At 68.5% G+C, this 21,727-nt stretch carries 22 protein-coding genes, 1 tRNA gene and 2 pseudogenes; 17 read left to right on the top strand and 8 right to left on the bottom strand.

The features are described 5' to 3' along the window. Positions 1-13 precede the first annotated feature (13 nt). Together ACQUSX_RS09465 and ACQUSX_RS09460 are read right to left on the bottom strand one after the other, a co-directional pair. Entirely contained in the window at positions 14-499 is a 486-nt protein-coding gene (locus ACQUSX_RS09465) for an FHA domain-containing protein FhaB/FipA (protein WP_428906684.1), read from the bottom strand. Beyond that, positions 496-1,200: an FHA domain-containing protein gene (locus ACQUSX_RS09460; RefSeq protein ID WP_428906683.1), complete on the bottom strand. Its 705-nt coding sequence runs from the start codon at positions 1,198-1,200 to the stop codon at positions 496-498. Before ACQUSX_RS09460 ends, ACQUSX_RS09465 begins: the two co-directional genes overlap by 4 nt. Positions 1,201-1,430: 230 nt before the next feature. Between ACQUSX_RS09460 and ACQUSX_RS09455 the strand changes: the two genes are divergently transcribed. The 3 genes and pseudogenes from ACQUSX_RS09455 (at position 1,431) to ACQUSX_RS09445 (ending at position 2,279) form a co-directional block, all read left to right on the top strand. Next, positions 1,431-1,517 (top strand) — tRNA-Leu (locus ACQUSX_RS09455). Between the two features lie 242 nt (positions 1,518-1,759). Further along, positions 1,760-1,804: pseudogene (locus ACQUSX_RS09450) on the top strand (hypothetical protein); the annotation flags it as partial. A gap of 52 nt (positions 1,805-1,856) precedes the next feature. Next, positions 1,857-2,279, top strand: coding sequence for an alpha-L-rhamnosidase-related protein (locus tag ACQUSX_RS09445; RefSeq protein WP_428906682.1), 423 nt, complete (start codon positions 1,857-1,859; stop codon positions 2,277-2,279). A gap of 40 nt (positions 2,280-2,319) precedes the next feature. On the opposite strand, the gene ACQUSX_RS09440 is transcribed toward ACQUSX_RS09445, so the two are convergent. Then, on the bottom strand, positions 2,320-3,060 hold the full coding sequence (locus tag ACQUSX_RS09440; RefSeq protein WP_428906681.1) for an SDR family NAD(P)-dependent oxidoreductase: 741 nt from the start codon (positions 3,058-3,060) through the stop codon (positions 2,320-2,322). Between the two features lie 60 nt (positions 3,061-3,120). Here ACQUSX_RS09440 and ACQUSX_RS09435 point away from each other — a divergent pair. After that, positions 3,121-3,387, top strand: a pseudogene (locus ACQUSX_RS09435) (FadR/GntR family transcriptional regulator); the annotation flags it as partial. Here the strand turns inward: ACQUSX_RS09435 and ACQUSX_RS09430 are convergent. After that, a complete protein-coding gene (locus tag ACQUSX_RS09430; RefSeq protein ID WP_428929964.1) occupies positions 3,273-3,872 on the bottom strand; it encodes a FadR/GntR family transcriptional regulator in 600 nt (199 codons plus the stop codon). The pseudogene ACQUSX_RS09435 and the gene ACQUSX_RS09430 sit on opposite strands and share 115 nt — an antisense overlap. 143 nt (positions 3,873-4,015) lie before the next feature. Here ACQUSX_RS09430 and ACQUSX_RS09425 point away from each other — a divergent pair, with 143 nt between their 5' ends. The 8 genes from ACQUSX_RS09425 to ACQUSX_RS09390 all read left to right on the top strand — a co-directional run bounded on the left by ACQUSX_RS09425 (position 4,016) and on the right by ACQUSX_RS09390 (position 14,023). Continuing rightward, entirely contained in the window at positions 4,016-5,086 is a 1,071-nt protein-coding gene (locus tag ACQUSX_RS09425; RefSeq protein ID WP_234000610.1) for a sugar ABC transporter substrate-binding protein, read from the top strand. Positions 5,087-5,157: 71 nt separating this feature from the next. Continuing rightward, a complete protein-coding gene (locus ACQUSX_RS09420) occupies positions 5,158-6,261 on the top strand; it encodes an ABC transporter permease (RefSeq protein WP_428906678.1) in 1,104 nt (367 codons plus the stop codon). Next, the gene (locus ACQUSX_RS09415; protein WP_428906677.1) at positions 6,258-7,829 is read left to right on the top strand and encodes a sugar ABC transporter ATP-binding protein; all 1,572 of its coding nucleotides are present in this window, start codon (positions 6,258-6,260) and stop codon (positions 7,827-7,829) included. Before ACQUSX_RS09420 ends, ACQUSX_RS09415 begins: the two co-directional genes overlap by 4 nt. A 1-nt stretch (position 7,830) precedes the next feature. Continuing rightward, entirely contained in the window at positions 7,831-8,868 is a 1,038-nt protein-coding gene (locus tag ACQUSX_RS09410; RefSeq protein ID WP_428906676.1) for an ABC transporter permease, read from the top strand. Beyond that, positions 8,868-10,202, top strand: coding sequence for a four-carbon acid sugar kinase family protein (locus ACQUSX_RS09405; protein WP_428906675.1), 1,335 nt, complete (start codon positions 8,868-8,870; stop codon positions 10,200-10,202). The genes ACQUSX_RS09410 and ACQUSX_RS09405 overlap by 1 nt, the downstream gene beginning before the upstream one ends. 9 nt (positions 10,203-10,211) lie before the next feature. Further along, a complete protein-coding gene (locus ACQUSX_RS09400; protein WP_428906674.1) occupies positions 10,212-11,042 on the top strand; it encodes a phosphogluconate dehydrogenase C-terminal domain-containing protein in 831 nt (276 codons plus the stop codon). A gap of 39 nt (positions 11,043-11,081) precedes the next feature. Continuing rightward, positions 11,082-12,776: a D-apionate lactonase family protein gene (locus ACQUSX_RS09395; RefSeq protein WP_428906673.1), complete on the top strand. Its 1,695-nt coding sequence runs from the start codon at positions 11,082-11,084 to the stop codon at positions 12,774-12,776. Beyond that, positions 12,773-14,023 carry a ribulose-bisphosphate carboxylase large subunit family protein gene (locus ACQUSX_RS09390; protein ID WP_428906672.1) on the top strand — a complete coding sequence of 417 codons (1,251 nt, stop codon included), beginning with the start codon at positions 12,773-12,775 and terminating at the stop codon, positions 14,021-14,023. Before ACQUSX_RS09395 ends, ACQUSX_RS09390 begins: the two co-directional genes overlap by 4 nt. Positions 14,024-14,042: 19 nt before the next feature. Here the strand turns inward: ACQUSX_RS09390 and ACQUSX_RS09385 are convergent, their stop codons facing one another. From ACQUSX_RS09385 to ACQUSX_RS09375, 3 genes are all read right to left on the bottom strand, one after another. Continuing rightward, positions 14,043-15,020: an NAD-dependent epimerase/dehydratase family protein gene (locus ACQUSX_RS09385; protein WP_428906671.1), complete on the bottom strand. Its 978-nt coding sequence runs from the start codon at positions 15,018-15,020 to the stop codon at positions 14,043-14,045. Next, positions 15,017-15,178, bottom strand: coding sequence for a hypothetical protein (locus ACQUSX_RS09380; protein ID WP_428906670.1), 162 nt, complete (start codon positions 15,176-15,178; stop codon positions 15,017-15,019). Before ACQUSX_RS09380 ends, ACQUSX_RS09385 begins: the two co-directional genes overlap by 4 nt. Positions 15,179-15,382: 204 nt before the next feature. Beyond that, a complete protein-coding gene (locus ACQUSX_RS09375; RefSeq protein WP_428906669.1) occupies positions 15,383-15,658 on the bottom strand; it encodes a hypothetical protein in 276 nt (91 codons plus the stop codon). 375 nt (positions 15,659-16,033) lie between these two features. Between ACQUSX_RS09375 and ACQUSX_RS09370 the strand changes: the two genes are divergently transcribed. Further along, complete coding sequence (locus tag ACQUSX_RS09370; RefSeq protein ID WP_428906668.1) at positions 16,034-16,291, top strand: hypothetical protein; 258 nt, start codon at positions 16,034-16,036, stop codon at positions 16,289-16,291. A 71-nt stretch (positions 16,292-16,362) separates the two neighbouring features. Here the strand turns inward: ACQUSX_RS09370 and ACQUSX_RS09365 are convergent, their stop codons facing one another. Next, positions 16,363-17,139, bottom strand: coding sequence for a DeoR/GlpR family DNA-binding transcription regulator (locus ACQUSX_RS09365; protein WP_248539282.1), 777 nt, complete (start codon positions 17,137-17,139; stop codon positions 16,363-16,365). A 237-nt stretch (positions 17,140-17,376) separates the two neighbouring features. Between ACQUSX_RS09365 and ACQUSX_RS09360 the strand changes: the two genes are divergently transcribed. Genes ACQUSX_RS09360 through ACQUSX_RS09345 form a run of 4 tightly spaced genes read left to right on the top strand, consistent with a single transcriptional unit; the run spans position 17,377 to position 21,695 of the window. Further along, positions 17,377-18,423: a 1-phosphofructokinase family hexose kinase gene (locus ACQUSX_RS09360; protein WP_428906667.1), complete on the top strand. Its 1,047-nt coding sequence runs from the start codon at positions 17,377-17,379 to the stop codon at positions 18,421-18,423. Further along, entirely contained in the window at positions 18,416-19,804 is a 1,389-nt protein-coding gene (locus ACQUSX_RS09355) for an FGGY family carbohydrate kinase (protein ID WP_428906666.1), read from the top strand. Before ACQUSX_RS09360 ends, ACQUSX_RS09355 begins: the two co-directional genes overlap by 8 nt. Before the next feature lie 9 nt (positions 19,805-19,813). Then, a complete protein-coding gene (locus ACQUSX_RS09350; protein ID WP_428906665.1) occupies positions 19,814-20,863 on the top strand; it encodes an aldo/keto reductase in 1,050 nt (349 codons plus the stop codon). Between the two features lies 1 nt (position 20,864). Beyond that, entirely contained in the window at positions 20,865-21,695 is an 831-nt protein-coding gene (locus ACQUSX_RS09345) for a class II fructose-bisphosphate aldolase (protein WP_248539286.1), read from the top strand. Positions 21,696-21,727: the final 32 nt, after the last annotated feature.

The raw sequence follows: 21,727 nt of genomic DNA, 5'->3' as shown, positions 1-21,727 counted from the left end.
CGGTGCGGTGCCCTTACGCTCGCAGCTCGAACGTGGTGGCGCCCACCTTGATGGGCGCGCCGATGGCGACCTGAACGGGCGTGTCGCTGAGCCGCTGGCCGTCGAGGAAGGTGCCGTTGGTCGAGCCGAGGTCCTGGAGGGTCCAGATGTCGCCGCGCCGGGAGAGGCGGGCGTGGTGGCTGGAGGTGTAGTCGTCGCGGATGACGAGGCCTGATTCGCTGGAGCGGCCGATCGACATGGAGTCGGCGGTGCTCAGGGGAACCTCGAGGCCCACCTTCGGACCGGATGTGATGACCAGGCGGGTGGCGGCCTTGGCCGAAGCGCCGACCGGGCGCGGCGTGTGCGGCGGAGCGGATGCCGCGGCGGCCTCGCCCGCGGGCATCTTGCGCACCCGCACGCCGAAGAGATCGGCGCGCAGCGAGTAGACCACGCCGAACACGAAGAACCACAGCATCACCAGGAAGCCGACCCGCAGCAGCAGGAGCATCAATTCGCTCACGAGGGCCTCCCGGCAGATGGGTCCCTGAGCCTGTCGGCGGACACCGGCACGACTCGGAACGTCAGCTCGGTGCGTCCGATCGTGAAGACCGTGTCGGGAGTGAGGGCCATCTCGCGCACCTTCTGACCGTCGACCTTGGTGCCGTTGGTGGAGCCGAGGTCGCGCAGCATGGCGCGCTCGCCGTCCCAGAGGATCTCTGCGTGGCGCCGGCTCGAACCGGCATCCGAGATGGTGATTCCGGCGTCGCTGCCCCGGCCGATCACGGTGCGCGCGCTGTGGAGCGGATGCTGACGCCCATCGATCTCGACGACGCCCTGCCAGGTGACGCGGCCTTCGACCGAGCCGGAGTTCACCCGCACGGTCCCGGTGGCCACGCGCTCGTCCGCCTCGATCGAGATGGAGAGCGGGCCCGAGAAGCTGTAGCCCTGCGTGCGGGCGTGCTTGGTCAGCAACGCGAAGAGCTCATCGTGGAGGGCTCGGCCGAGCCCCCGCATCCGCTCGTCGTCGGCGGGGCTGAGGCGGACGAGGTAGTCGCTGGGTGTGATGATGCGGTCGCGGCTGACCACCGCCGCCTTCGTATCCGCCTCGCGACGCAGCGCTGAGGCGATTTCGACGGGCTGGATGCCGCTGCGGAAGGTCTTCGCGAACGCGCTGTTCACTGCGCGTTCGAGACCCTTCTCAAAGCTGTCGAGTAGTCCCACGGGGTTCCTTTGGCATGCCGGTCGGTTACGACATCGTATCCACCCGCCCTGAAAACCTGTCGCGCCCGCCACCGAGATCAGGCGATCCGGCCGCAGCAGGCCGATTTCTGCCGAATCCACCTGTTGCGAGCAGATCGCCTGATTCCGATGACGGATGCCGCGGGCGCGAGTTCTGAGCACCCCGAGTCACGTGATATCTTTGGGAGGTTGGCTTCCACGGAAGACGACATGCGCGAGTGGCGGAATAGGTAGACGCGCTGGCTTCAGGTGCCAGTGCCTGCAAGGGCGTGGGGGTTCAAGTCCCCCCTCGCGCACCAGAACGAAATGGTCCCTGACCTGGGATTTTATCTCTCGGGTTGGGGGCCATTCGCGTCGGAAGTGCTAGAAAAAGTGCTAAGCGTTGCCGAGGTTGAGGCTGTAATCCCACCGGCTGGTCATTTGCGTCGGGTGAGCAGCGGCCCGGAACATCGTCCGTGGCGAGCACGAGGGGGAGTTCCGGCAGTCGCATAACGTCCTCGCGCTGGCCTTCGGGTTAATACCCGCAGGCCGAGGGCTGGCGGTGGCGGATGCCGTAGCGGCCGGCGTCGTCGCGCGGGGATTCCACCTCAACACTGGCGCGCTGGGTACGAAGTACCTCTTGCCGATGCTCAGCAGGCATGGACAATGCTCAAACGGCCCTCAGAGTTGCTCTGCAGACCTCGTATCCCAGTTGGGGTTTCTGGCTGGAGCATGGCGCAACGACGACGTGGGAGCATTGGGCGCTGGCATCCCGCTCGCGCGGGCACTACTTCCTCGGAACGGTCGACGACTGGCTCTATCACGATGTCGCCGGCATCCGTCCCGTCGCCCCGGGGTATCGGATCTTTGAGCTCGCACCCGCCGTGACCTCGATTCTGGAGGCGCAGGCGTCGGTGTCGACAGCCTTCGGAACCGCTGCCGTGCACTGGAGACGTGAGGGCCACGAGATCGCGCTCGACGCGACTATTCCCGTCGGAGCCGAAGCCATACTGCGGCTCCCCGACACTGACCCTCAGGTCCTCCGTCCTGGGCGGCACACCGTGCGCGCTTCGTGCCCGTGAACCGCGGGCTGGTGCGGGCATCGCGAGCTGAGCGGAGGCGTCAGAGGGTGGTCATCCCGCCGTCGACCACGAACATCGATCCGGTCGCATAGCGGGACTCGTCTCCGGCGAGATAGACCATGATGCCCTCGATATCGGCGACGTCGCCGGCGCGCCGCATCGGTATGCGAGAGAGGATCGCCGCCCGCGCGGCCTGGTCCTCGACGATGCCCGACACCAGCGGCGTGAGGACGTGCCCCGGTACGACCACGTTCACCCGGATTCCGACGTTCGCATAGTCGGCCGCCGCCGTACGGGCGAGGCCGTGCACGCCCGCCTTCGAGGCGCTGTAGGCCGCGAACCCGGCTCCCTCGCCGTTGAGCGCCGTCGGACTGCCCGTGACGATGATCGATCCGCCGCGCTGCGTCATCGCGCGCACCGCGTGTTTCAGCGTCAGGAACGTCCCTGTGAGGTTGACGTTCTGCGTGCGCCGCCAGACTTCGAGATCGAGATCGCCGACGCGCGCGTCCGAGCCGATGAGCTGCACGCCCGCGTTCGCGACGACGATGTCGATCGGCCCGGCTGCGGCGAAGGCGGTGGCCACCGACGTCTCGTCCGCGATATCCATGCGAACGGCGCGGGCCGAACCGCCGCTCTCCTGCGCAGCCTCCCGGGCCCCGTCGACGTCGCGGTCGGCGAAGACGACCCTCGCGCCCTCGCGGACGAAACGCTGCGCCGTGGCACGGCCGATGCCCGAGGCTGCGCCGGTCACTATTGCGGTGCGTCCCATCAGGGCGTTCACGAGGGCTCCGTCTCGTCCACCGGCTCGTAGTACTGGCGCGAGTCATCAAGGTGCCCGCCCATGGCGNTTTCCGATCAATTCGGCGTCTCGCGCACCGTGATCCGCGAGGCAGTCCGCGGCCTGGAGGCCAAGGGCGTCGTCGAGGTGCGCTCCGGCCGAGGCGTCCGCGTCGCGCATGTGAGCTCCTCGCGCGTGTCTGAGAGCCTGCAGCTCTATCTGAGCGGGGCGCAATCGCAGCAACTGCTCGGGCCGCCTGAGATCAGCGAGGTGCGCGCGACGCTGGAGCTGCGCCTGGTTGAACTCGCGTGCGAGAAGGCGACCGAAGCCGATCTGGACGAGATCCAGGCGAGCCTCACCGACATGGCGGCGGCGGCGACCGCGGTCGCCGCCGCCGCCATGTCGGTGAGGCTCGCCTGGATCTCGTCCAGATCGGCTTCGGTCGCCTTCTCGCACGCGAGTTCAACCAGGCGCAGCTCCAGCGTCGCGCGCACCTCGCTGATCTCAGGCGGCCCGAGCAGTTGCTGCGATTGCGCCCCGCTCAGATAGAGCTGCAGGCTCTCAGACACGCGCGAGGAGCTCACATGCGCGACGCGGACGCCTCGGCCGGAGCGCACCTCGACGACGCCCTTGGCCTCCAGGCCGCGGACTGCCTCGCGGATCACGGTGCGCGAGACGCCGAATTGATCGGAAAGCTCCCGCTCGGAGGGAAGCCAGTCACCCGGTGCGAAGCCGCCAGACGCGATCGTCGCCAGCATGCTCTCGGTCACCCGCGAGGCCAGGGACGGCTCGCGCTGCAGCTGAGTGAACTCCATCGGTCCTCCTGTTTTTCTTCGGACGCGCCTCCATTCTCGCAGGTGGCGGCTTTCCTCCGACGACGTTGTGTTACGGCATTCGGCCTGGCTATAGTGTGGCATACCAGAGACCAAGCGTGTCTCTATCGAGTCAAGGAGGCCTCGTGTCCCGCACACGCACCCTCGCTGCCGGCGTCGCCGTCGCAGCGTTCACCGCACTGGCACTTTCCGGCTGCGCCACCACCGGAGGTGGCGGCGGGGACACGGGATCCACAGAGAAGCCGGCCATCGATGTCGGCGTCTCTCTGGAGGGCAAGACGATCTGCTTCGGGTTCTCGGGAAGCGAGACCGAGTTCTGGGCGGCAGGCATCGCTGCCATCTCAGACTCGCTCGAAGCCGCGGACGCCCGGGTGATCGAGCACAACTCGAACGAAGACCCGAACAAGCAGCTGGAGCAGATGAACGACTGCATCACCCAGGGAGTCGACGGGATCATCATCATCCCGGAGGACGGATCGAGCGCCGACACGATCATTGCCGAGGCGAACAAGGCCGACATCCCGATCGGCGTGTTCAACCGTCCGCCGGCATCCGAGGACGGCGCAGCGATCGTGGCCGTCGCCGACAACCGCGGCGTATCTGCGGCGACGATGGAGCACATGGTCACCGAGGCTGAGGCGCTGGGACTCGACCGGAAGATCCGCTCCGTCATCATGGTCGGCAATCTGAGTGACCAGAACGCCGTCGAGCGCCGCAACGGCTTCTACGACGTCGTCGACGCGAACCCGGACCTCTTCGAGGAGCCGATCGAGGTGCAGACGAATTGGGACGCCGCGACCGGCCAGGCGAATCTCGAGGCCGCGATGCAGGCGAATCCCGAGATTGATCTGCTCTTCACCTCGTCTGATTTCCTCTACCCGCAGATCCGCTCGGTGCTGGAGCCGCTCGGTCTCTGGAAGGCCGCCGGCGAGGACGGGCACGTGATCATGGGCGGCATCGACGGTGACAACCGCGCCTGCAACCTGCTCAAGGATGGGTTCGTTGACGCCACCGGCGTGCAGGACCTCTTCACGGAGGCGGAATCCCTGCTGACCGCGCTCGCCGAAGCGATAGACGCCGGAGAGACCGACGCGGACGAGTTGCTGCTCGACCCCGGCTTCGCGCTCACCCAGGACAACGTCGACGAGAAGGAGAAGGACACCTGGGGCTGCGTGATCACGCCTCCGAACTCCTGACCGTCCCCGGTGCGGCGCGTCCTCGGCGCGCCGCAGCCCGACCCTGCCCGCCACCCGTCGGAGGAACCCACGTGTCCACCACCCAGAAGACCGCCCCGCCCGCCGCGCCGCCCGAGAGCGCGCGACGCGTCGACGGACTCCAGCGCTTTCTCGCCGGCGAGGGCTTCGTCCTCGCCCTGATCGTCGTTTACATCCTCGCCGTCTCGCCTTTCGCGAACGGTCTGCTCACCGAGCGCAACGCCGTGAACGTACTGTCCAATCTTTGGCCGCTCGCGATCATCGTCATCGGCCAATCCTTCGTGCTCATCCTCGGGGGTATCGATCTGTCCCAGACGGCGGTGATCAGCGTGGCGAACACCTTCGGCGCGCTTTTCATCGCCCAGGCGTTCGCGCCGGCTCTGTTCTCGGACACCGTGTTCTGGGGCAGCGTGATCGGGGAAGAGGGGGGAGCGCTCTCAGATGCGGGCCTCGGCGGCACCGTGCTCGCGATCGTGCTCACCGTCGCGGCCGGGTGCCTCATCGGCCTGTTGAACGGCTGCGCCGTCGCCGTGCTGCGCATGCCGCCCTTCATGGTCACCCTCGGCACGATGCTGCTCTTCGGCGCCGTGGCCATCTGGATGACCCGGAGCGAGAACGTGACCAGCCTTCCGCCCGAGTACCTCGCGATCGGCAGCACGCAGGGGGGCGGCGTCGCATCGTTCCTCACGCTCTCGATGGGAGTGGCGGTCGTCGTCGCGATCGTCGCGCACTACGTGCTCTCGCGAACCACCTATGGCGCCTGGCTCTATGCCGCGGGGACGAACCGGCGCACCGCAGTGGTGTCCGGCGTGCCGCACACCCGGATGGTGATGTCCGCCTACGTCATCAGCGCCGGTCTGGCGGCGCTGGGCAGCGTGCTCTACTCGTCTCGACTGGGGGCGGGCCGCCCGACGCTTGGTGACGACATGTTGCTCGACGTGATCGGCGCCGCGATCATCGGCGGAATCTCGTTGTTCGGCGGTAAGGGCAGCGTGCTCGGAGCGTGCCTCGGGGCACTGTTCTTCGTGATCCTCAGCAACAGCCTCAACCTCATGAATCTGCCCTTCCACGTGGTGTGGGTCGTGAAGGGACTCGTGATCGTGGCCGCGGCGCTGCTCGACGTGGGCCGCAACCGTCTGATCGGGGGCCGGCGATGACCTCGACCCCCCGCCTGGAGCTGCAGGACATCTCGCACGCCTTCTTCGGCATGCCGGTGAATCGCGACATCTCGCTGCGGGTCGAGCCAGGCGAGGTCCTCGGCCTCGTCGGCGAGAACGGAGCCGGGAAGTCGACGCTGATGAACATCGTCGGTGGCGTGCTGACACCCGACGAGGGTCGGATGCTGATCGACGGCGACCCCTATGCTCCGAAGTCCACCGGCGAGGCACGAGCGCGGGGCGTCGCGCACGTGCACCAGGAGCTGAACCTCTTCTCGCAGCTCTCCGTCATCGACAACGTGTTCCTCACCGCGTACCCCCGACGCTGGGGCGTGTTCACGGATCGGCGGAAGGCGCGCCGCGACACCGCGAACGCCCTCGCTCAACTGGAGCTTCCCTTCTCGCCGTCCACCATCGTCGAGCAGCTGAGTCCCGGTCACCGTCAGATGCTCGAGATCGTGAAGGGCACTCTCGGAAGCCCTGGGCTCATCATCCTCGACGAGCCGACCACCTCCCTCACCAGCCGCGAGACACAGCTGCTCTTCGCGCTCATCGAGCGCCTCACGGCTCAGGGAACCTCGTTCATCTACGTCTCCCACATTCTCGATGACGTGAAGAAGCTCTCAGACCGCATCGCCGTGATGCGCGACGGTGCCCTCATCGACGTGCGGGCCGAGGCCGACCTCCCCGTCCGGGAGCTCATCACGCTGATGGTGGGCCGCCCGCTCGACAGTCTCTACCCCGACCGGGCAGGCCACACGCCCACCGATGTCCAAGCGGTCCCGGCACTGCGTCTCGACGACGTATCGGCGACCGGCCTCGTCCACCGCGCAACGCTCACCGTGGACCGCGGCGAGGTCGTCGGCGTCTTCGGACTCATGGGCGCGGGACGCACGGAGCTTGCACGCGTGATCGCGGGGCTCGATGCCGCCGACAGCGGCCGCATCGAGGTGGCGGGCACGGACGTGACGCGCCTGTCGCCCCGCGCGCGGATCGCGGCAGGGTTGGCCTTCGTCACCGAGGACCGCCGTGGCGAGGGGCTGCTTATGGAGTTCCCGGTGGTCGCGAACGCCGCGCTGCCGTCGCTGGCACGGTGGAGCGGGGGAGTGCTGGCGCCGCTGCGCCGCCGCTCCCTGCGTGCGCGCGTTCAGGCGGTGACCGACGTCCTGCGTTTGAAGGCGACGGACGTGACGCGCTTGCCCGTGCAAGCCCTCTCGGGCGGGAATCAACAGAAGGTCGTGCTGGCCAAGTGGCTGCTCACCGAGCCGGAGCTGCTGATCCTCGACGAGCCGACCCGCGGCGTCGACGTCGGCGCGCAGTACGAGGTGTACCGCACGGCGCTAGAGCGTGCCGATGCCGGGACGGGCATCCTCGTCATCTCGTCCGAGCTGCCGGAGCTCCTCGGCATCGCGGACCGCATCGTCGTGATGCGCCTCGGCCGCATCGTCGCCGAATACCCGCGGGCGCACTTCGACGCTCGCATCATCCTCGGCGCCGCGTTCGGCGAGCGACCCGACGAGGTCGCCGCGGGCGAGGCCGCATCCATCCAGATCCAGGGAGGCGTCTGACATGTCGCGCGTGAAGGACCTCGCACTCCAGAACGTGCCGGTGATCCTGCTGGTCGTCGTGTTCCTCGCTTTCGCCGCAGTGGACCCGCGGTTCCTGTCCGGGGACACCATCACCCTCATCCTGCGGCAGTCGGCGTATGTCGGGATCCTGTCCGTCGGCATGACGCTCGTGCTGATGACCGCCGGCATCGATCTGGCGGTCGGGTCGCTGCTGTACCTGACGGCCGTCGTCGTCGGTCAGATCGTGCACACCGTGGCAATGCCGATCTTCGTGGTCCCGATTCTCGCCGTGCTCATCGGAGCGATGTTCGGCGCCTTCAACGGCTTCGCGGTGTCGGTGCTGAAGATCATCCCGTTCATCGTCACCCTCGCCATGCTCACCGCCTTCCGAGGCCTCGGCTACGGAGTCTCCGACTCGCGCGAGGTGAACTATCCCGACGCGATCACCGCACTGGGCGCGCAGTCGGTGCTCGGCATCCCCCTCCCCATCGCCGTGTTCGCACTCGTAGTCCTGCTCGCCCATGTGACGGTCACGCGCACGCCCTTCGGGCGGCAGCTCCTGGCGACGGGTGAGGACCGCCAGGCCGCAGCGCGCGCGGGCGTGCGCGTGGGGCGCATCCAGTTCGCCGTCTACGTCATCTCCGGCGCCCTGGTGGGGTTGGCGAGCTTCATCGCCGTGATCCAGCAGTTCTCCGGCACGGTCACCCCGGCGGCCGGGAAGGGCATAGAGTTCGACGCGATCGCCGCCGCCGTGCTGGGTGGCACGAGCCTGTTCGGTGGACGCGGCTCGGTATTTCCGGGCACCGTGGTCGGGACGCTCCTCATCCAACTCGTCAACACCGGACTCGGGTTCATCCGCGTCGACCTGTACCTGACGCAGATGGTCCAGGCCGGCATCATCCTGCTCGCCGTGCTGATCGACAGCATCCGCACGGGGCGACTCGAGAAGCTGCGACGCACCGTCATCACCAGCGGGCGGCCGGACGATGATCCTCCGCCGAAACCCGCGGCACCAGCCCGCACGCAGGAGTCGGCGTGATGACGACACCGCTGCTCACCTTCTACGGCGACGACTTCACCGGCTCGGCGGACGTAATGGAGGCGCTCACGACCGCCGGCGTCCAGACGGTGCTGTTCCTCGAGACGCCGACCGCCGCGGACCTCGCGCGCTTCCCCGATGCCCAGGCGGTAGGGGTCGCCGGGATCGCCCGGACCATGACCCCCGAGCAGATGGACGCCGAGCTGCCGCCGATCCTCGAGGCCCTGCGCGCCGCAGGAGCGCCTCTCTTCCATTACAAGATCTGCTCGACGTTCGACTCCTCACCGACGATCGGCAGTATCGGCCGAGGACTGGACATCTCGCGCCGCACCTTCGACGCGGGTCTCGTTCCGATGGTCGTCGGAGCGCCCGTGCTGCGCCGCTACCAGGTGTTCGGAACCCTCTTCGCGACGGCGGACGGTGTGACGCATCGGCTCGATCGTCACCCGACGATGACGCGTCACCCCATCACACCGATGGATGAGGCCGAGCTGATCGCCCACCTCCGACACCAGACTGCCGCGAGGGTCGCTCTCGTCGACCGCCTCACGCTCGCAGCCGGGCCCGACGCCGTCGACGCCCGCAGGGCTGCCGCCGCGGCCGACGGCGCCGACGCGCTGCTGTTCGACGTGCTGGACGAGAGCGACCTCGTGCAGATCGGCCGCGTGATCGACGCGATGATCCGGGACGCCGACCGTCCGGTCGTCGCGGTGGGGTCCAGTGGTGTGGAGTACGCGCTCGCCGAGTTCTGGGCTGAGCGGAGCGGCGCGCCGGCTTCGCCGTTCCGACCGCGGCACGGTACGCGCGTGCAGACCCTCGCGGTCAGCGGGAGCCGCGCGCCGGCCAGCGACGCGCAGGTCGCTGACGCCCTGGCGCGAGGATTCGTCGGCGTGCCGGTCGATCCGGTCGCCGTCACGGCCGGGCCGGACGGGATCGCCGCGCTCATCGCCGCGGCACGACGTGCCCTGGAGACCGGCAGGGACGTGCTCCTGCACACACCGCCCCGAGACGAGCGGCCCATCGACCCGCACGGCCTGGGTCTCGCCCTCGGTGAGGTCACCGGCCAAGTCGTCCGGGGAAGCGGCGTGCGGCGACTGGTCGTAGCCGGCGGCGACACTTCCGGACTCGTCGCCCGCTCGCTCGGAATCCTCGCGCTTCAGATGATCGCCGAGGTCGCGCCCGGCTCCCCCCTGTGCCGCGCTACCGCGGACGATCCCGCCGTCGACGGCCTGGAGATCGCCCTGAAGGGCGGCCAGGTTGGCCGTCCGGACTACTTCACCACGGTCGCCAGCCTCGACGGTGACGCATCTTCCACTCCCACTCCCAACCAGTAAGGAAAGACAATGACCTCGATCGCGATCATCGGTGCCGGCGGCAAGATGGGCTTCCGTACCAGCGCGAACCTTCAGGAGACGGACTACACCGTCTCGCACGTCGAGCCGAGCGAGCAGGGGCGGGCGCGCCTGACGACTCTCGGCATCCACGCGGTGGACGTCGCAGACGCCGTCCCGGGCGCCGACGTGGTGATCCTTACCGTGCCGGACAACCGGATCGGCCGCGTCTCGAAGGAGATCGTGCCGCAGATGCAGACCGGTGCCACCCTCGTGGTGCTCGACGCAGCCGCCCCCTATGCGGGGGAGATCGCTCTGCGCGACGATATCAGCGCCGTCGCTTGTCACCCGTGCCATCCGCCGGTCTTCAGCGACGAGGTCGAGGCCGAGGCGCAGCAGGATTACTTCGGCGGCGTGGCCGCCAAGCAGGACGTCGTCATCGCGCTGATCAGCGGCACCGACGCGGACTACGACCGCGCGGAGCCGGTGGTGCGCGCGATGTTTGCCCCGGTGCGCGACGCCTACCGAATCACCGTCGACAACATGGTCCTGCTGGAGCCGGTCCTCGCCGAGACCACCGCGGCCACGTGCGTGACGATCATCCGTGAGGCTACCGACGAGGCGATCTCCCGCGGCGTGCCCGCGGACGCCGCTTTCGCGTTCATCCTCGGCCACCTGCGCGTGGAGCTCGCGATCCTGTTCGACCAGATCGGCTCGCCGTTCTCGGACGGGGCCATCAAGGCCATCGAGTCCGCGCGCGACATCCTGTTCCGGCCGGACTGGAAGCGCGTGTTCGACGAGGAGAACGTCCGCGCGTCGGTGGCGGAGATCGTGGCGGAATAGCGGCGTCGACAGGACGGGAATCGAGGCACGATGACACGGATGCTGCATGCCGGAGCCTGGACGCTTGAACTGGACGAGCAGGGCGTGCTGCGCCATATCCGGTTGGGCGACCGGGAAGTGCTGCGCGGCCTCGCCGGTGTGGTGCGCGATGCGGACTGGGGCACAGTGGAAGGTGCGGTGACGATCGAGCGGTGCGAGGTCGCGGAGGATGGGTTCTCCGTGTTCTTCACATCCGAGCACCGCGGAGCGGGAGTCGACCTGGTCTGGGCCGGGACAGTCACCGGTCATCCGGACAGCACTGTCCGGATGACCTTCGACGGCCGTGTGCGCCGATCGACGCGCACCAACCGGATCGGGCTGGTAGCGCTCCACGCCCTCGAGGCAGCCGGTCATCCCGTCGACGTCATCCACGCCGACGGGACGGTCGAGTCGTCCCGGTTCCCCGATCTGGTCTCGCCGCACCAGCCGTTCCTCGATGTCGCGGCGTTCCGGCAGCGCACCCAGGACGGCGCGGAGATCGAGATACTTTTCGAGGGAGACGTGTTCGAGACCGAGGACCAGCGCAACTGGTCGGACGCCTCGTTCAAGACCTACAGCCGTCCGCTTTCCCTGCCGTTCCCCTTCACGCTGCAGGAGGGGGAGGTTGTCACCCAGTCGGTGACCCTCCGAGCGACCGGCACGCTGCCATCGCGCGCCGACAGCGCGCCGGCACCCGTCAACGTGCACGTCGACGACGCCCCCGCACCCTGGCCGCGCCTCGGCGTGGGCTGGGCGGCGCGGTACACCGCTGCGGCCGACGCCATCGCCGCGCTGGGCCCGGCGTGGCTCCGCGTCGACCTGAACGTCGACGCGGACGGACGGGTCTCGGACTCACCCGCGTTGCATGCCGCTGCCGCGACCGGGCTGCCGCTCGAACTCGCCCTCACCGTCGCCGAGGATGCTCCGGCCGAGGCGCTCGCCGGGCTCTTCGCCACGGACCAGGTCGATCACGTCCTCGCCTACACGGAAGGTGCGCCGACCACCCTCGCGGTGACGCTCGACGCCGTGCGCTCCGCAGCCCCCGCGGGGACGCCGGTTCGCGGTGGGACCGACGGCAACCTCGCCGAGCTCAACCGCTTCCCGTCGGCGTCCGGTCGCGAGGGGGTCGTGCTGTCGATCAACGCCCAGGTGCACGACGGTGCGGATCTCGCCGTCATGCAGACGACCGAGGCGTACCCGTCGATGATCTCGACCGCGCGAGGCCGCGGCAACACGGATCACGTCACCGTGTCGCCCGTCACCCTGCGGCCCCGGCGCAATCTCTACGCGACGGCGGAGGCACCTGCGCACCGTGTCGACGGCGTCGACCCCGCCTCGGTCGACCCCCGGCAGCACAAGCCCTTCGCTGCGGCATGGACCGTGGCGGTGCTCTCCGCGCTGTCCGCCGCCGGCGCCCGCGAGGTCACACTGTTTGAGCACGCCGGGCCCCGCGGCATCCTCGATGCCGATGGCAGCAGCACACCCGTGACCGACGTGCTGACGCGAGCGTTCGCGGCCGACGCAGTCCTCCGCCTCACGAGCGACGATCCGGCAGCCGTCGCGGGGGTCGCCCTGCGCCTCGACGCCGGCGTCACCATCGTCCTCGCGAACCTCACGGATCGACCCCGAGACGTCATCCTCACCGGAATCGTGGCCGCGAAGCCGCGCACGATCGCTCCCTTCGACATCCTCCTCCTAACCGACGGGACAGCATGAGTACCGACCGCATCCACGCCCACTACGTCATCGAGACCGGTGACAGCCTCGAAAGCGCCGCTGCGGCGATGGCGGGGGAGCAGTCCACCGGGACGTTCGTCGCGTTGCCTGGCGAGACCCCCGAGCTGCATGCGCGTCACGCTGCGACCGTCGAGCGCATCACGCCACTCGACGACGCCGTCGTTCCATCGCTGAGCGGTGCCGTCGCGTCTGCCGACAGCCGCTATTGTCGCGCCGAGGTGGAGCTGTCCTTCCCACTGGAGAACGTGGGAACGGCGCTGCCGAACCTGCTGGCGACGGTCGCCGGGAATCTCTTCGAGCTGCAGCAGCTCAGCGGCATCCGTCTGGAGTCGCTGGACCTCCCGCCCGTGTTCGGGGCGGCGCATCCGGGCCCTCAGTTCGGCATCGAGGGCACCCGCCGGCTCGCCGGCGTGCAGGACCGCCCCATCATCGGCACCATCATCAAGCCCAGCGTGGGACTCACCCCCGATGAGACCGCAGCCCTGGCCGGTGACCTCGCCCGCGCCGGACTCGACTTCATCAAGGACGACGAGCTCATGGCGAACTCGCCGCACTCGCCATTCGAAGAGCGGCTGAGCGGGGTCATGCACAGTCTGCAGGATGCGGCCGACGACACCGGGGCGCTAGCCATGTACGCGGTGAACGTCACCGACGAGCTCGACGAGATGCTGCGGCATGTCGATGCCGTCGCCGAGGCCGGCGGCACCTGCGTGATGGTCAGCGTGAACGCCGTCGGTCTCGGAGCGCTGCGGGCGGTCCGCGAGCGCAGCTCACTTCCGATCCACGCGCACCGCAACGGATGGGGCGCGATGACCCGGCACCCGCTCCTCGGCTACTCGTATGCCGTGTGGTCGCAGCTGTGGCGACTGGCGGGCGCCGATCAATTGCACGTGAACGGCCTGCGCAACAAGTTCTGGGAGTCGGACGCCTCGGTGCTGCGCTCGGCGAGGGCCTGCCTACGGCCCGAGAACGGACACCCGGCGGTGATGCCGGTGTTCTCGTCAGCGCAGTCCGCCGACCAGGCCGCCGACACGTATGCCGCACTCGGAACGGTCGACCTGATGTACGTGTGCGGCGGGGGCATCATGGCACATCCCGACGGGCCCGCTGCGGGCGCGGCGAGCATCCGGCAGGCGTGGCGGGCCGCCGTCGACGGCGTACCCGCGTCCGAGTACGCGCACACGCACACGGAGCTCGCGGCCGCACTGCGTCTCTTCGCGCGCTGACCCGACGCCGCCGCACCGCTCAGGCGCCGCGGAAGGCGCGGTACGCGCCGATGTACTCCGCGATGCCCTCGGAGAGGTCGGGGAACCGGAGGGCGTAGCCCAGCTCGTCGCGCAGGGCCGACACGTCCAGCACCCCGCGGTAGGCGCTCTCTACCGATACGTCGGTGTCTGCACCCGGCTCGAAACGTACGCGGAGGTCGGGCAGTTGACGACGAACGGTCTCGATGAGCTGCTCCTCGCTCACCAGTGAACGCCCTGTGGCGGCGAAGAAGACCCTCTGCGTGGTGTCGGGCCGCTCGAGCAGGCGGGCGATGACCCCTGCGACATCGGCGACGTGAGTGAAGTCGCGTGCCGGCATCCGCTGGGTCCCCAGGTCCACGTCGATGCCGTCGACACCGCCCTCGACGAGGGGCTTGAGTCCGATGGGCCATTGCATCCCGAACCCGTACACCGCGGAGGGTCGGACGATGCGCACGTTCATCCCGAAGCTCGCCGCGTACTCAAGGGCGAACACCTCTGCCGCGGCCTTCGACGCGCCGTAAAAGCCTCCGCCGGGTCCTTCCGTCTCGGTTACGAACGAGTGGCGTACGGGGATCGGCTCCACCTGGACCGTCGGCAGCACGGCGATTGACGAAAGGTAAACGAAGTCCTGCACACCGGTGTCCCGCGCCATCTCGAGCAGGCCGATGGTGGGCAGGACATTGCTCTCCAGCGCGCGTAGGGGTGCCGTGCGGAGCACGACGACGTCGACCATCGCGTCGACGTGCACGATGCCGTCCGGGCGGTGGCGTTCGAACACGCGACGTAGGCCGTCCTCGTAGTCGGCGGCGAGAACCTCGAGACGCAGCCGGTCGGTTTCGTGCCCGAGGAGGTGCCGGGTCTCAGGACGGAGCGGATGCCGGCTCACGCCGACCACGTCGTGACCGTCGTGGAGCAGCTCTCGCACCACATGACCGCCGATGAATCCCGTCGCTCCGGTGACGAGGACTCCGCTCATCGCCCCGCGTCCCGGCTGCCGGCGCACACTTCGCGTCGATGTAGGCCGTGGGGATGGTCTGGTCCCGCCTCCGCGAGCGCGACTCCGTCGTCGCGCAGCGCCGTCCCCAGGACGGTGAGTTCGAAGCGGTCGGTGAGCAGCGCCGTCGACGAAGTCATGCCCTCAGCATAGTGAGGTGGCGCGCGGCACCGGCGAGGCCGCTCCCGCTTCTCACGGATGCGCGACGGGAGGGCATTTCGTCGTCGACCGCGGGTGACGACGCTCTGATTCCGCTTGACGGATCTTTGCGAAGAAGTCTTCGAGAAGGTAGCGGTCGTCGACGCGCTCACAGACTCGGATGCGGCGATCTCCCGCCCCTGCCATCATCGAGCCAGCCGACGCGATGCAGCGAGCGATGCGCTTTTCCACACTGCGCCGAACGGATTGAGGGTGGCACCGATCGCCGGCGAGTATCTCAGCGAGCGGAAGTCAACCGCGGGCTCCATGTTCGACGCATTCCATCCAAGCAGCTGGCGAGCCAGGTAGGCGTCCACTTCACCGTGCGGTCTGACTTTCGCATCGATGTCGGCGCGACGCAACCACCCCTGCAACGTCATCGGGTGGATCCCGAAGTCTTTCGCGATCTGCTCAATCGTCACACCGGGCCCGCGGCCTCGGGCAACGCGCACGACGTCGTCACGGAACTCGGACGGGTAGGGCTTGGGTACAGCAACATCCTTCCAGGCCGACCTCCCGGGCAAGCCAGATCAAATGTGACCTATTCGTGCAGCAGTCCCATGTCTCAGGGCTAGACGCTATGGGTGGTTGAGCCTGGGGCCTCCACTCGCGTAGACCGTGGGTTGTGAGCCAGCGGAGCGTCGCGACGAGGCAGAGCCCGGCCTGGTGGTTGCGGGCGGTCTTGTCTGAGCGCATCGCGCGCCGGGCCATTGCCTGAGCTTGTTGAAAGTAGCGTTGGACGACGTTGCGGCCGCGGTAGCGGTCGCGTTGCTGGTCACCGATCGTCGCGTTCGGGGATGGTCGCGGCGATCCCGCGGTTTGTGCAGCCAGGCCCGGTTCGCCTTGGACGGGTAACCTACATCCTCACCAACGCCGACTGGGTCTACGCGGCGTTCGTGATCGACGTCTTCAAACGACGGGTGGTCGGCTGGCACACCTCAACGAACATGCGCACTGATCTTGCTCTCGACGCTCTCGACAGGGGCCTCTTGCAGCGCCAGCGAACCGGCCAGGATTCAGACTTCCTCATGGCCCGCGCTGCTCTTGGTCATTAGCAGGGCCATCGTCACTGGAGATGGCGACTGAGATTCTTCCGAGTCGCGGGCAATTCCTGGGTAGAAGAGTATTAGCTCGCCACTCGAACCTCATCTATCGTCTGATTGAGTGCGGTCTCCAGCTCTGGACTGACCGCGGAATCAGTGATGAGGAGCTCGATATCGTTCAGATCTCCATACCGGAAGAACGAAACCTGGTCCAGCTTGGAGCTGTCGGCCAGCAGCACGCGGCGACGAGCACAGGACAGCGCAGCCCGCTTCATCTCAGCCTCGCCGATGTCCGGCGTCGTGAGACCCCGCTCGATGCTGAGGGCGTTCGTCCCCAGGAAGGCGACGTCGACGTTCATCTCGGACAAGTTCCTGATCGCGAGCCCATCCACCGTGCCGAGCGTCACCGAGCGCACACGACCGCCGAGCGTCACGAGCGTCAGGTTCGGGCGGGATGAGAGCTGGATCGCCGTGGGCAGGGAGTTCGTGATGACCACGAGCGAACGATCCGCCGGGATCAACTCGGCGAGCAGCTGCGTGGTGGACCCCGACTCGATGAAAATCACACCGTTGCTCGGCAGCTCGCTCACTGCGCTCTTCGCGATCTGACGCTTCTGCTCGATCTGCTCGGTCCGCGCTGCGAGCCTCGGTTCGAACGCCAAGGACTCCACCAGCACACCGCCGCCGTGGACGCGCCGGATGAAGCCGCTCTCCTGCAGCGCATTGAGGTCCTTGCGGATCGTCTCCGGCGTGACATGCAGTTCGGTAGCGGCCTCGATCACTCGGACCCTGCCCTGCGAGCGGGCGATCTCCAGCAGCAGCCGCTGCCGTTCCGCACTCGACAGTTGTTGCTCGGACATGACCACGAGTACCTCCCTCACTTCGTCCACCGCACGGGGCACGCTACTGCACCGCGCGGCGCTCCGGTCGCCTTCGCGCCGAAGGCGGCCCCGAACGACGGCGCCGTTCTGAGCGATCCCGACGTTGCGGAACGGGAAACTCACCGCATCTTAGCCTTTCAGCCCGTTCGGGTTGCGTTTCATCTTGTTTCCCTGGTAATTAAGATTTGCTATGCTCGGTTTCGTTAGGTTTCATTGGTGATTAGAAGTCACCGGCCGCAACCAAAGGAGGCACGACCTGTGAATACCGCCGCATGGCCGATCACGCAAGGTCAGGGTATTCACGTAGTGGGCCTGAACCCCTCGATGGACCGCACTGAAGAGGTCCCCGGCTTCCAACTGCATCAGGTGAACCGCTCCCAGCAGACGAGACCTCGCGCCGGGGGCAAGAGCTTCATCGTCGCCAGGGCGCTCCGTCGGCTCGGGGTCGACGTCGCAGCCCACGGGTTCCTCGGCGGCGCAGTCGGCAGCTATCTGCGCGAAGAGTGCCACCGGCTCGGGATCCGGGACCTGCACACCGGCATCGCCGGCGAGACGAGGATCAACACCATCGTCGTCGACCCGGGAAGCGGCTCCGCGACCGTCATCAACGAGCCGGGGCCGGAGGTGTCCGGCAAGGAGTTCGAGCAGCTCAGGGCGACCCTCGTGGATTCGTTGACCCCGGGAAGCCTGGTCGCGTTCACCGGCAGCCTCCCCCAGGGCGTCGAGGCGCAGCGCTACACGGAACTGATCGCCGAGTGCTCCCGCAACGGGACGCACACCCTCGTTGACGCGGCGGAGACCACCCTCGTCGAGGTGGCCGGCCGCGGCCCGTGGGCGATCAAGTGCAACCTCGAAGAGTTCTCCGCGCTGGACTCCGCCGTCGATCCGGTCTGGTCCGAGGCACGACTCCCGGAGCTGGTCGCCGCAATGCGCCGCACGCTCCGCTCGGGCACCAGGCTCGTGCTCGTCACGCTCGGTCCCGGCGGCCTCGTCGCGGTCACCGAGGATGAAGTCGTCCGGGTGCACACGGCCCCCATCGTCGTGCAGAACCCGACCGGCTCAGGCGACACGCTGCTCGCCGGGCTGCTCGCGGCCGCGCATCGGGGCACCTCGCTGCACGAGGCGCTCGAGCTCGGCAGCGCGGCGGCAGCCGCCAACGCGGCGACCATTACTCCGGACATCGGCCCGGACCCGGATCTCAACCCCTATCGCGCCGGCATCCGTCTCAGCGTCATCGAGCAGCGCCGCCCGACCGATGTCTGAGCGCGTCCTCGCCGTCGGCCTGGACATCGGCACGACGAGCACCAAAGCGATCGTCGTCGACACCGAATCATTGGCAGTGCTGGTCAGCACGAGTCTGCCGACACCGGTCGAGCCGAGCGGCTCCGGCGACATGCGGCGGAGCAGCGCGGTCGTCGAGGCGGCCAAGCAGACGGTGGCCGCATCGCTGTCCGAACTCGGCGCGGACGAGCGCGCGGCCATCCGATCCCTCGGCGTCGCCTCCCTGGGGGAAGAGGTCTACCTCGTCGACCGGTTCGCAGCTCCCCTCGCCCCGAGCCCGAGCTGGTACAACACCGGCGTGGCGGTCCCGGGATCCGATGTGGACCCGACGCTCAGTTGGCACAAGCTCGCCTGGCTGAGTGCGAACCGGGCAGCTCTGGGGATCCGCGACGAGGACGTCGCAGGCTTCACCTCGCTCTCGGGCGTCGTCGCCAGCAGTCTGAGCGAGCCGATCGCCGATCGAGTGACGATCGACGAGACGCATGCCTCGCGGACCGGCTTCTACGACCCGGTCGGACGATGCTGGCATCCCGAGTTGCTGGCCGAGGCGGGATGGCCGGCCTCGACGTTCCCCACCGTGGTCTCGCCGCTGAGCCACGCACAGCCCATCTCCGCACGACTCGCCTCGGATTGGGGACTCCCGACGGGCGTCACCGTCACCTCGGCCGGACACGACCATCTCTGCGCCGGATACGCAGCCGGCGCACGGAACGCCGGCGACATGTTCCTGTCGGCGGGAACCGCGGAGGCGCACGTGCTGCTCTTCCATGGACCCGGCTCCGCCGCCGAACTCCCCTCCGGGATCGCCCTGGGACGCCACGTGACCGGCGACCTCTATCTTCACGCGCAACTCGCGGCCGGACGTATCCACCAGCAGTGGAGCGGCCTGCTCGCGCCCGCGAGCGCATCAACCGAATCCGCAGCCCCTGACCCCTCGCTGCTCGCCCTGGTGGGGACCGGAACGCAGACCGGCGTCGACCTGCTCGGTGTCACCGCGGGCACGCGGCCGGAACAGGTGCTCGCCGCGATCACCGACGGGATCGCGTTCACCGCGAGACGGGTGGACGAGACACTTGCCCGGCTCGGCGGTGTCACCGTCGCGAGCATGATCGCAGCGGGGCCGCCGACGCACGATGCTCGGTGGCGACTCGCACGGGCCGAGCTCGCGATAGCACCGATCTCGGTGTCATCGCTCAAGGAGCCGACCGCCGTCGGCGCCGCGCTGATCTCGGCTGCGGCCCGAGGACTCCCCTCTGCCACACCCCGGCGGGAGGAGCTGCACGCAGCACCCGCGTGGGCGGCAGGCTTCCGCGCGCTCACCGCCGCACTCGAGCGGGCGCACGGCAGAAGAACCGACACCTAACTTCCTGGCATGAGCCAGGTCTCTATCGAGGAGGACGAGATGAACACCCTACCCACTCGAGCGCTCGGGACGAGCGGCATCGAGATCACGACGATCGGTTTTGGCTCGCTCCCCATGGGAGGGAGCCAATGGGTGTCCGGCCGTGGCGCCCAGGATGCCGACGCATCCATCCGCACCTTCCGCCGCGCTCTCGAACGCGGTATCAACTGGATCGACACCGCTCCCATCTACGGCAACGGACTCGCAGAGGAGCTGATCGGCACCGAGCTGGCATCGATGCCCGAGTCGGAACGACCCCTGGTGTTCACGAAGGCGGGGCTGTTGTGGGACGACGACGCCCCGCGCGCGGAGCCGTTCCGCACGGGCGACCCGCGAGCGATCCGCGCGGATGTCGAAGCCTCGTTGCGCCGCCTGCGGGTCGAGCGGCTGGATGTGCTCCACATGCACTGGCCGCCGCAGGACGACTTCACCGTCGAGGACTACTGGCCGGTGTTCCTCGAGTTGCGCGACAGGGGCATGGTGCGCGCCATCGGCCTCTCCAACCACGACGCGGACCAGCTCCGCCGCGCGGAGCAGCTCGGCCACGTCGACGTCATCCAGCCGCCGCTGTCTGCACTCAACCGCGACGCGGCCGCGCAGCTGATCCCGCTGGCGAAGGCCTCCGGCACCGGTGTCATCTGTTATGCCCCGCTCGAATCGGGACTGCTCAGCGGCGGTTTCTCCCCGGAACGCGTGACGCAGCTCCCCGACGACGACTGGCGCCGCACGCACCCCGACTTCACGGGCGAGCGGTTCCTCGCGAACCTGGCGGTCGTGGATGAGCTCAAGCGCATCGGCGCCGAGCACGACGTGCCCGCGAGCGCGGTGGCCATCGCCTGGGTGCTCTCCGTGCCTGGCGTCACGAGCGCGATCGCCGGCGCGCGCAGCCCCGAGCAGATCGACGACTGGGTGGACACCGCGGAGCTGACGCTGTCGGAACGCGAACTCGCGTCGATCGCAACGGTCATCGAGGAGCACGACGCGGGGACCGGGCCGGCGAACCCGCGACTGGCCTCCTGAGATGCCGCTCGTCAGCCCAGCGGCGCTGCTCCAGGACGCCCACGGCGCCGTGCCCGCGTTCAACTTCATCACCTTCGAGCAGTTGTGGGCGTTCCGCGACGCTGCCGAGTCGCAGGGCGCGGGTGTGATCCTGCAGCTCTCCCAGAACGCGATCGCCTACCATTCCGGGCCGGAGGCGCCCGTGGCTGCGGCGGTCGCCGCCGCACGTGCCTCATCCGCACCGATCGCCGTGCAACTCGACCACATCACCGACGCCGCGCTCGCGCTACGCGCACCGGAGCTCGGCGCAACCTCGGTGATGTTCGACGCCTCCGCGTTGGACTACGACGAGAACGTCGCGACCACCGCCAGGATCGCGGAGCAACTGCACGGATCCGGGATCTGGGTCGAGGCGGAGCTCGGCGAAGTCGGTGGCAAGGACGGCGTGCACGACCCCGCCGCTCGCACCGATCGAGAACAGGCCGAGGCCTTCGCCGCTGCGACCGGGGTCGACGGCCTGGCCGTCGCAGTGGGGAGCTCCCACGCCATGCGATCCACCGGCGCGACTCTGGACACGGCGCTGATCGCTCGGATCGCGAGTCGCGTGTCTGCGCCCTTGGTGCTCCACGGCTCGTCAGGAGTGAGCGATGCACAGCTGCGGGCCGCCATCGGAGCCGGGATATCGAAGGTCAACGTCGGCACCCGGTTCAACGTGCTCTTCACCGAGCGGCTCCGTGCCGCGCTCGGTGCGGACGCCGCTGAGGTCGATCCGCGGAAGTACCTCCGCCCGGCACGTCAAGTCATGGCAGCCGAAGCGGCCCGGATCCTCGGCGTCTGCGCCGGAAGGCCCTAATCGTCGACCCGCTGTGATTTGCATGTTTCCGA

Origin of the sequence: Microbacterium alcoholitolerans, assembly GCF_050408615.1 — a bacterium.
Taxonomy (GTDB): Bacteria; Actinomycetota; Actinomycetes; order Actinomycetales; family Microbacteriaceae; genus Microbacterium.
The sequence above is the reverse complement of the archived record's forward strand: the minus strand, read 5'-3'. Positions and strand labels throughout refer to the sequence as shown.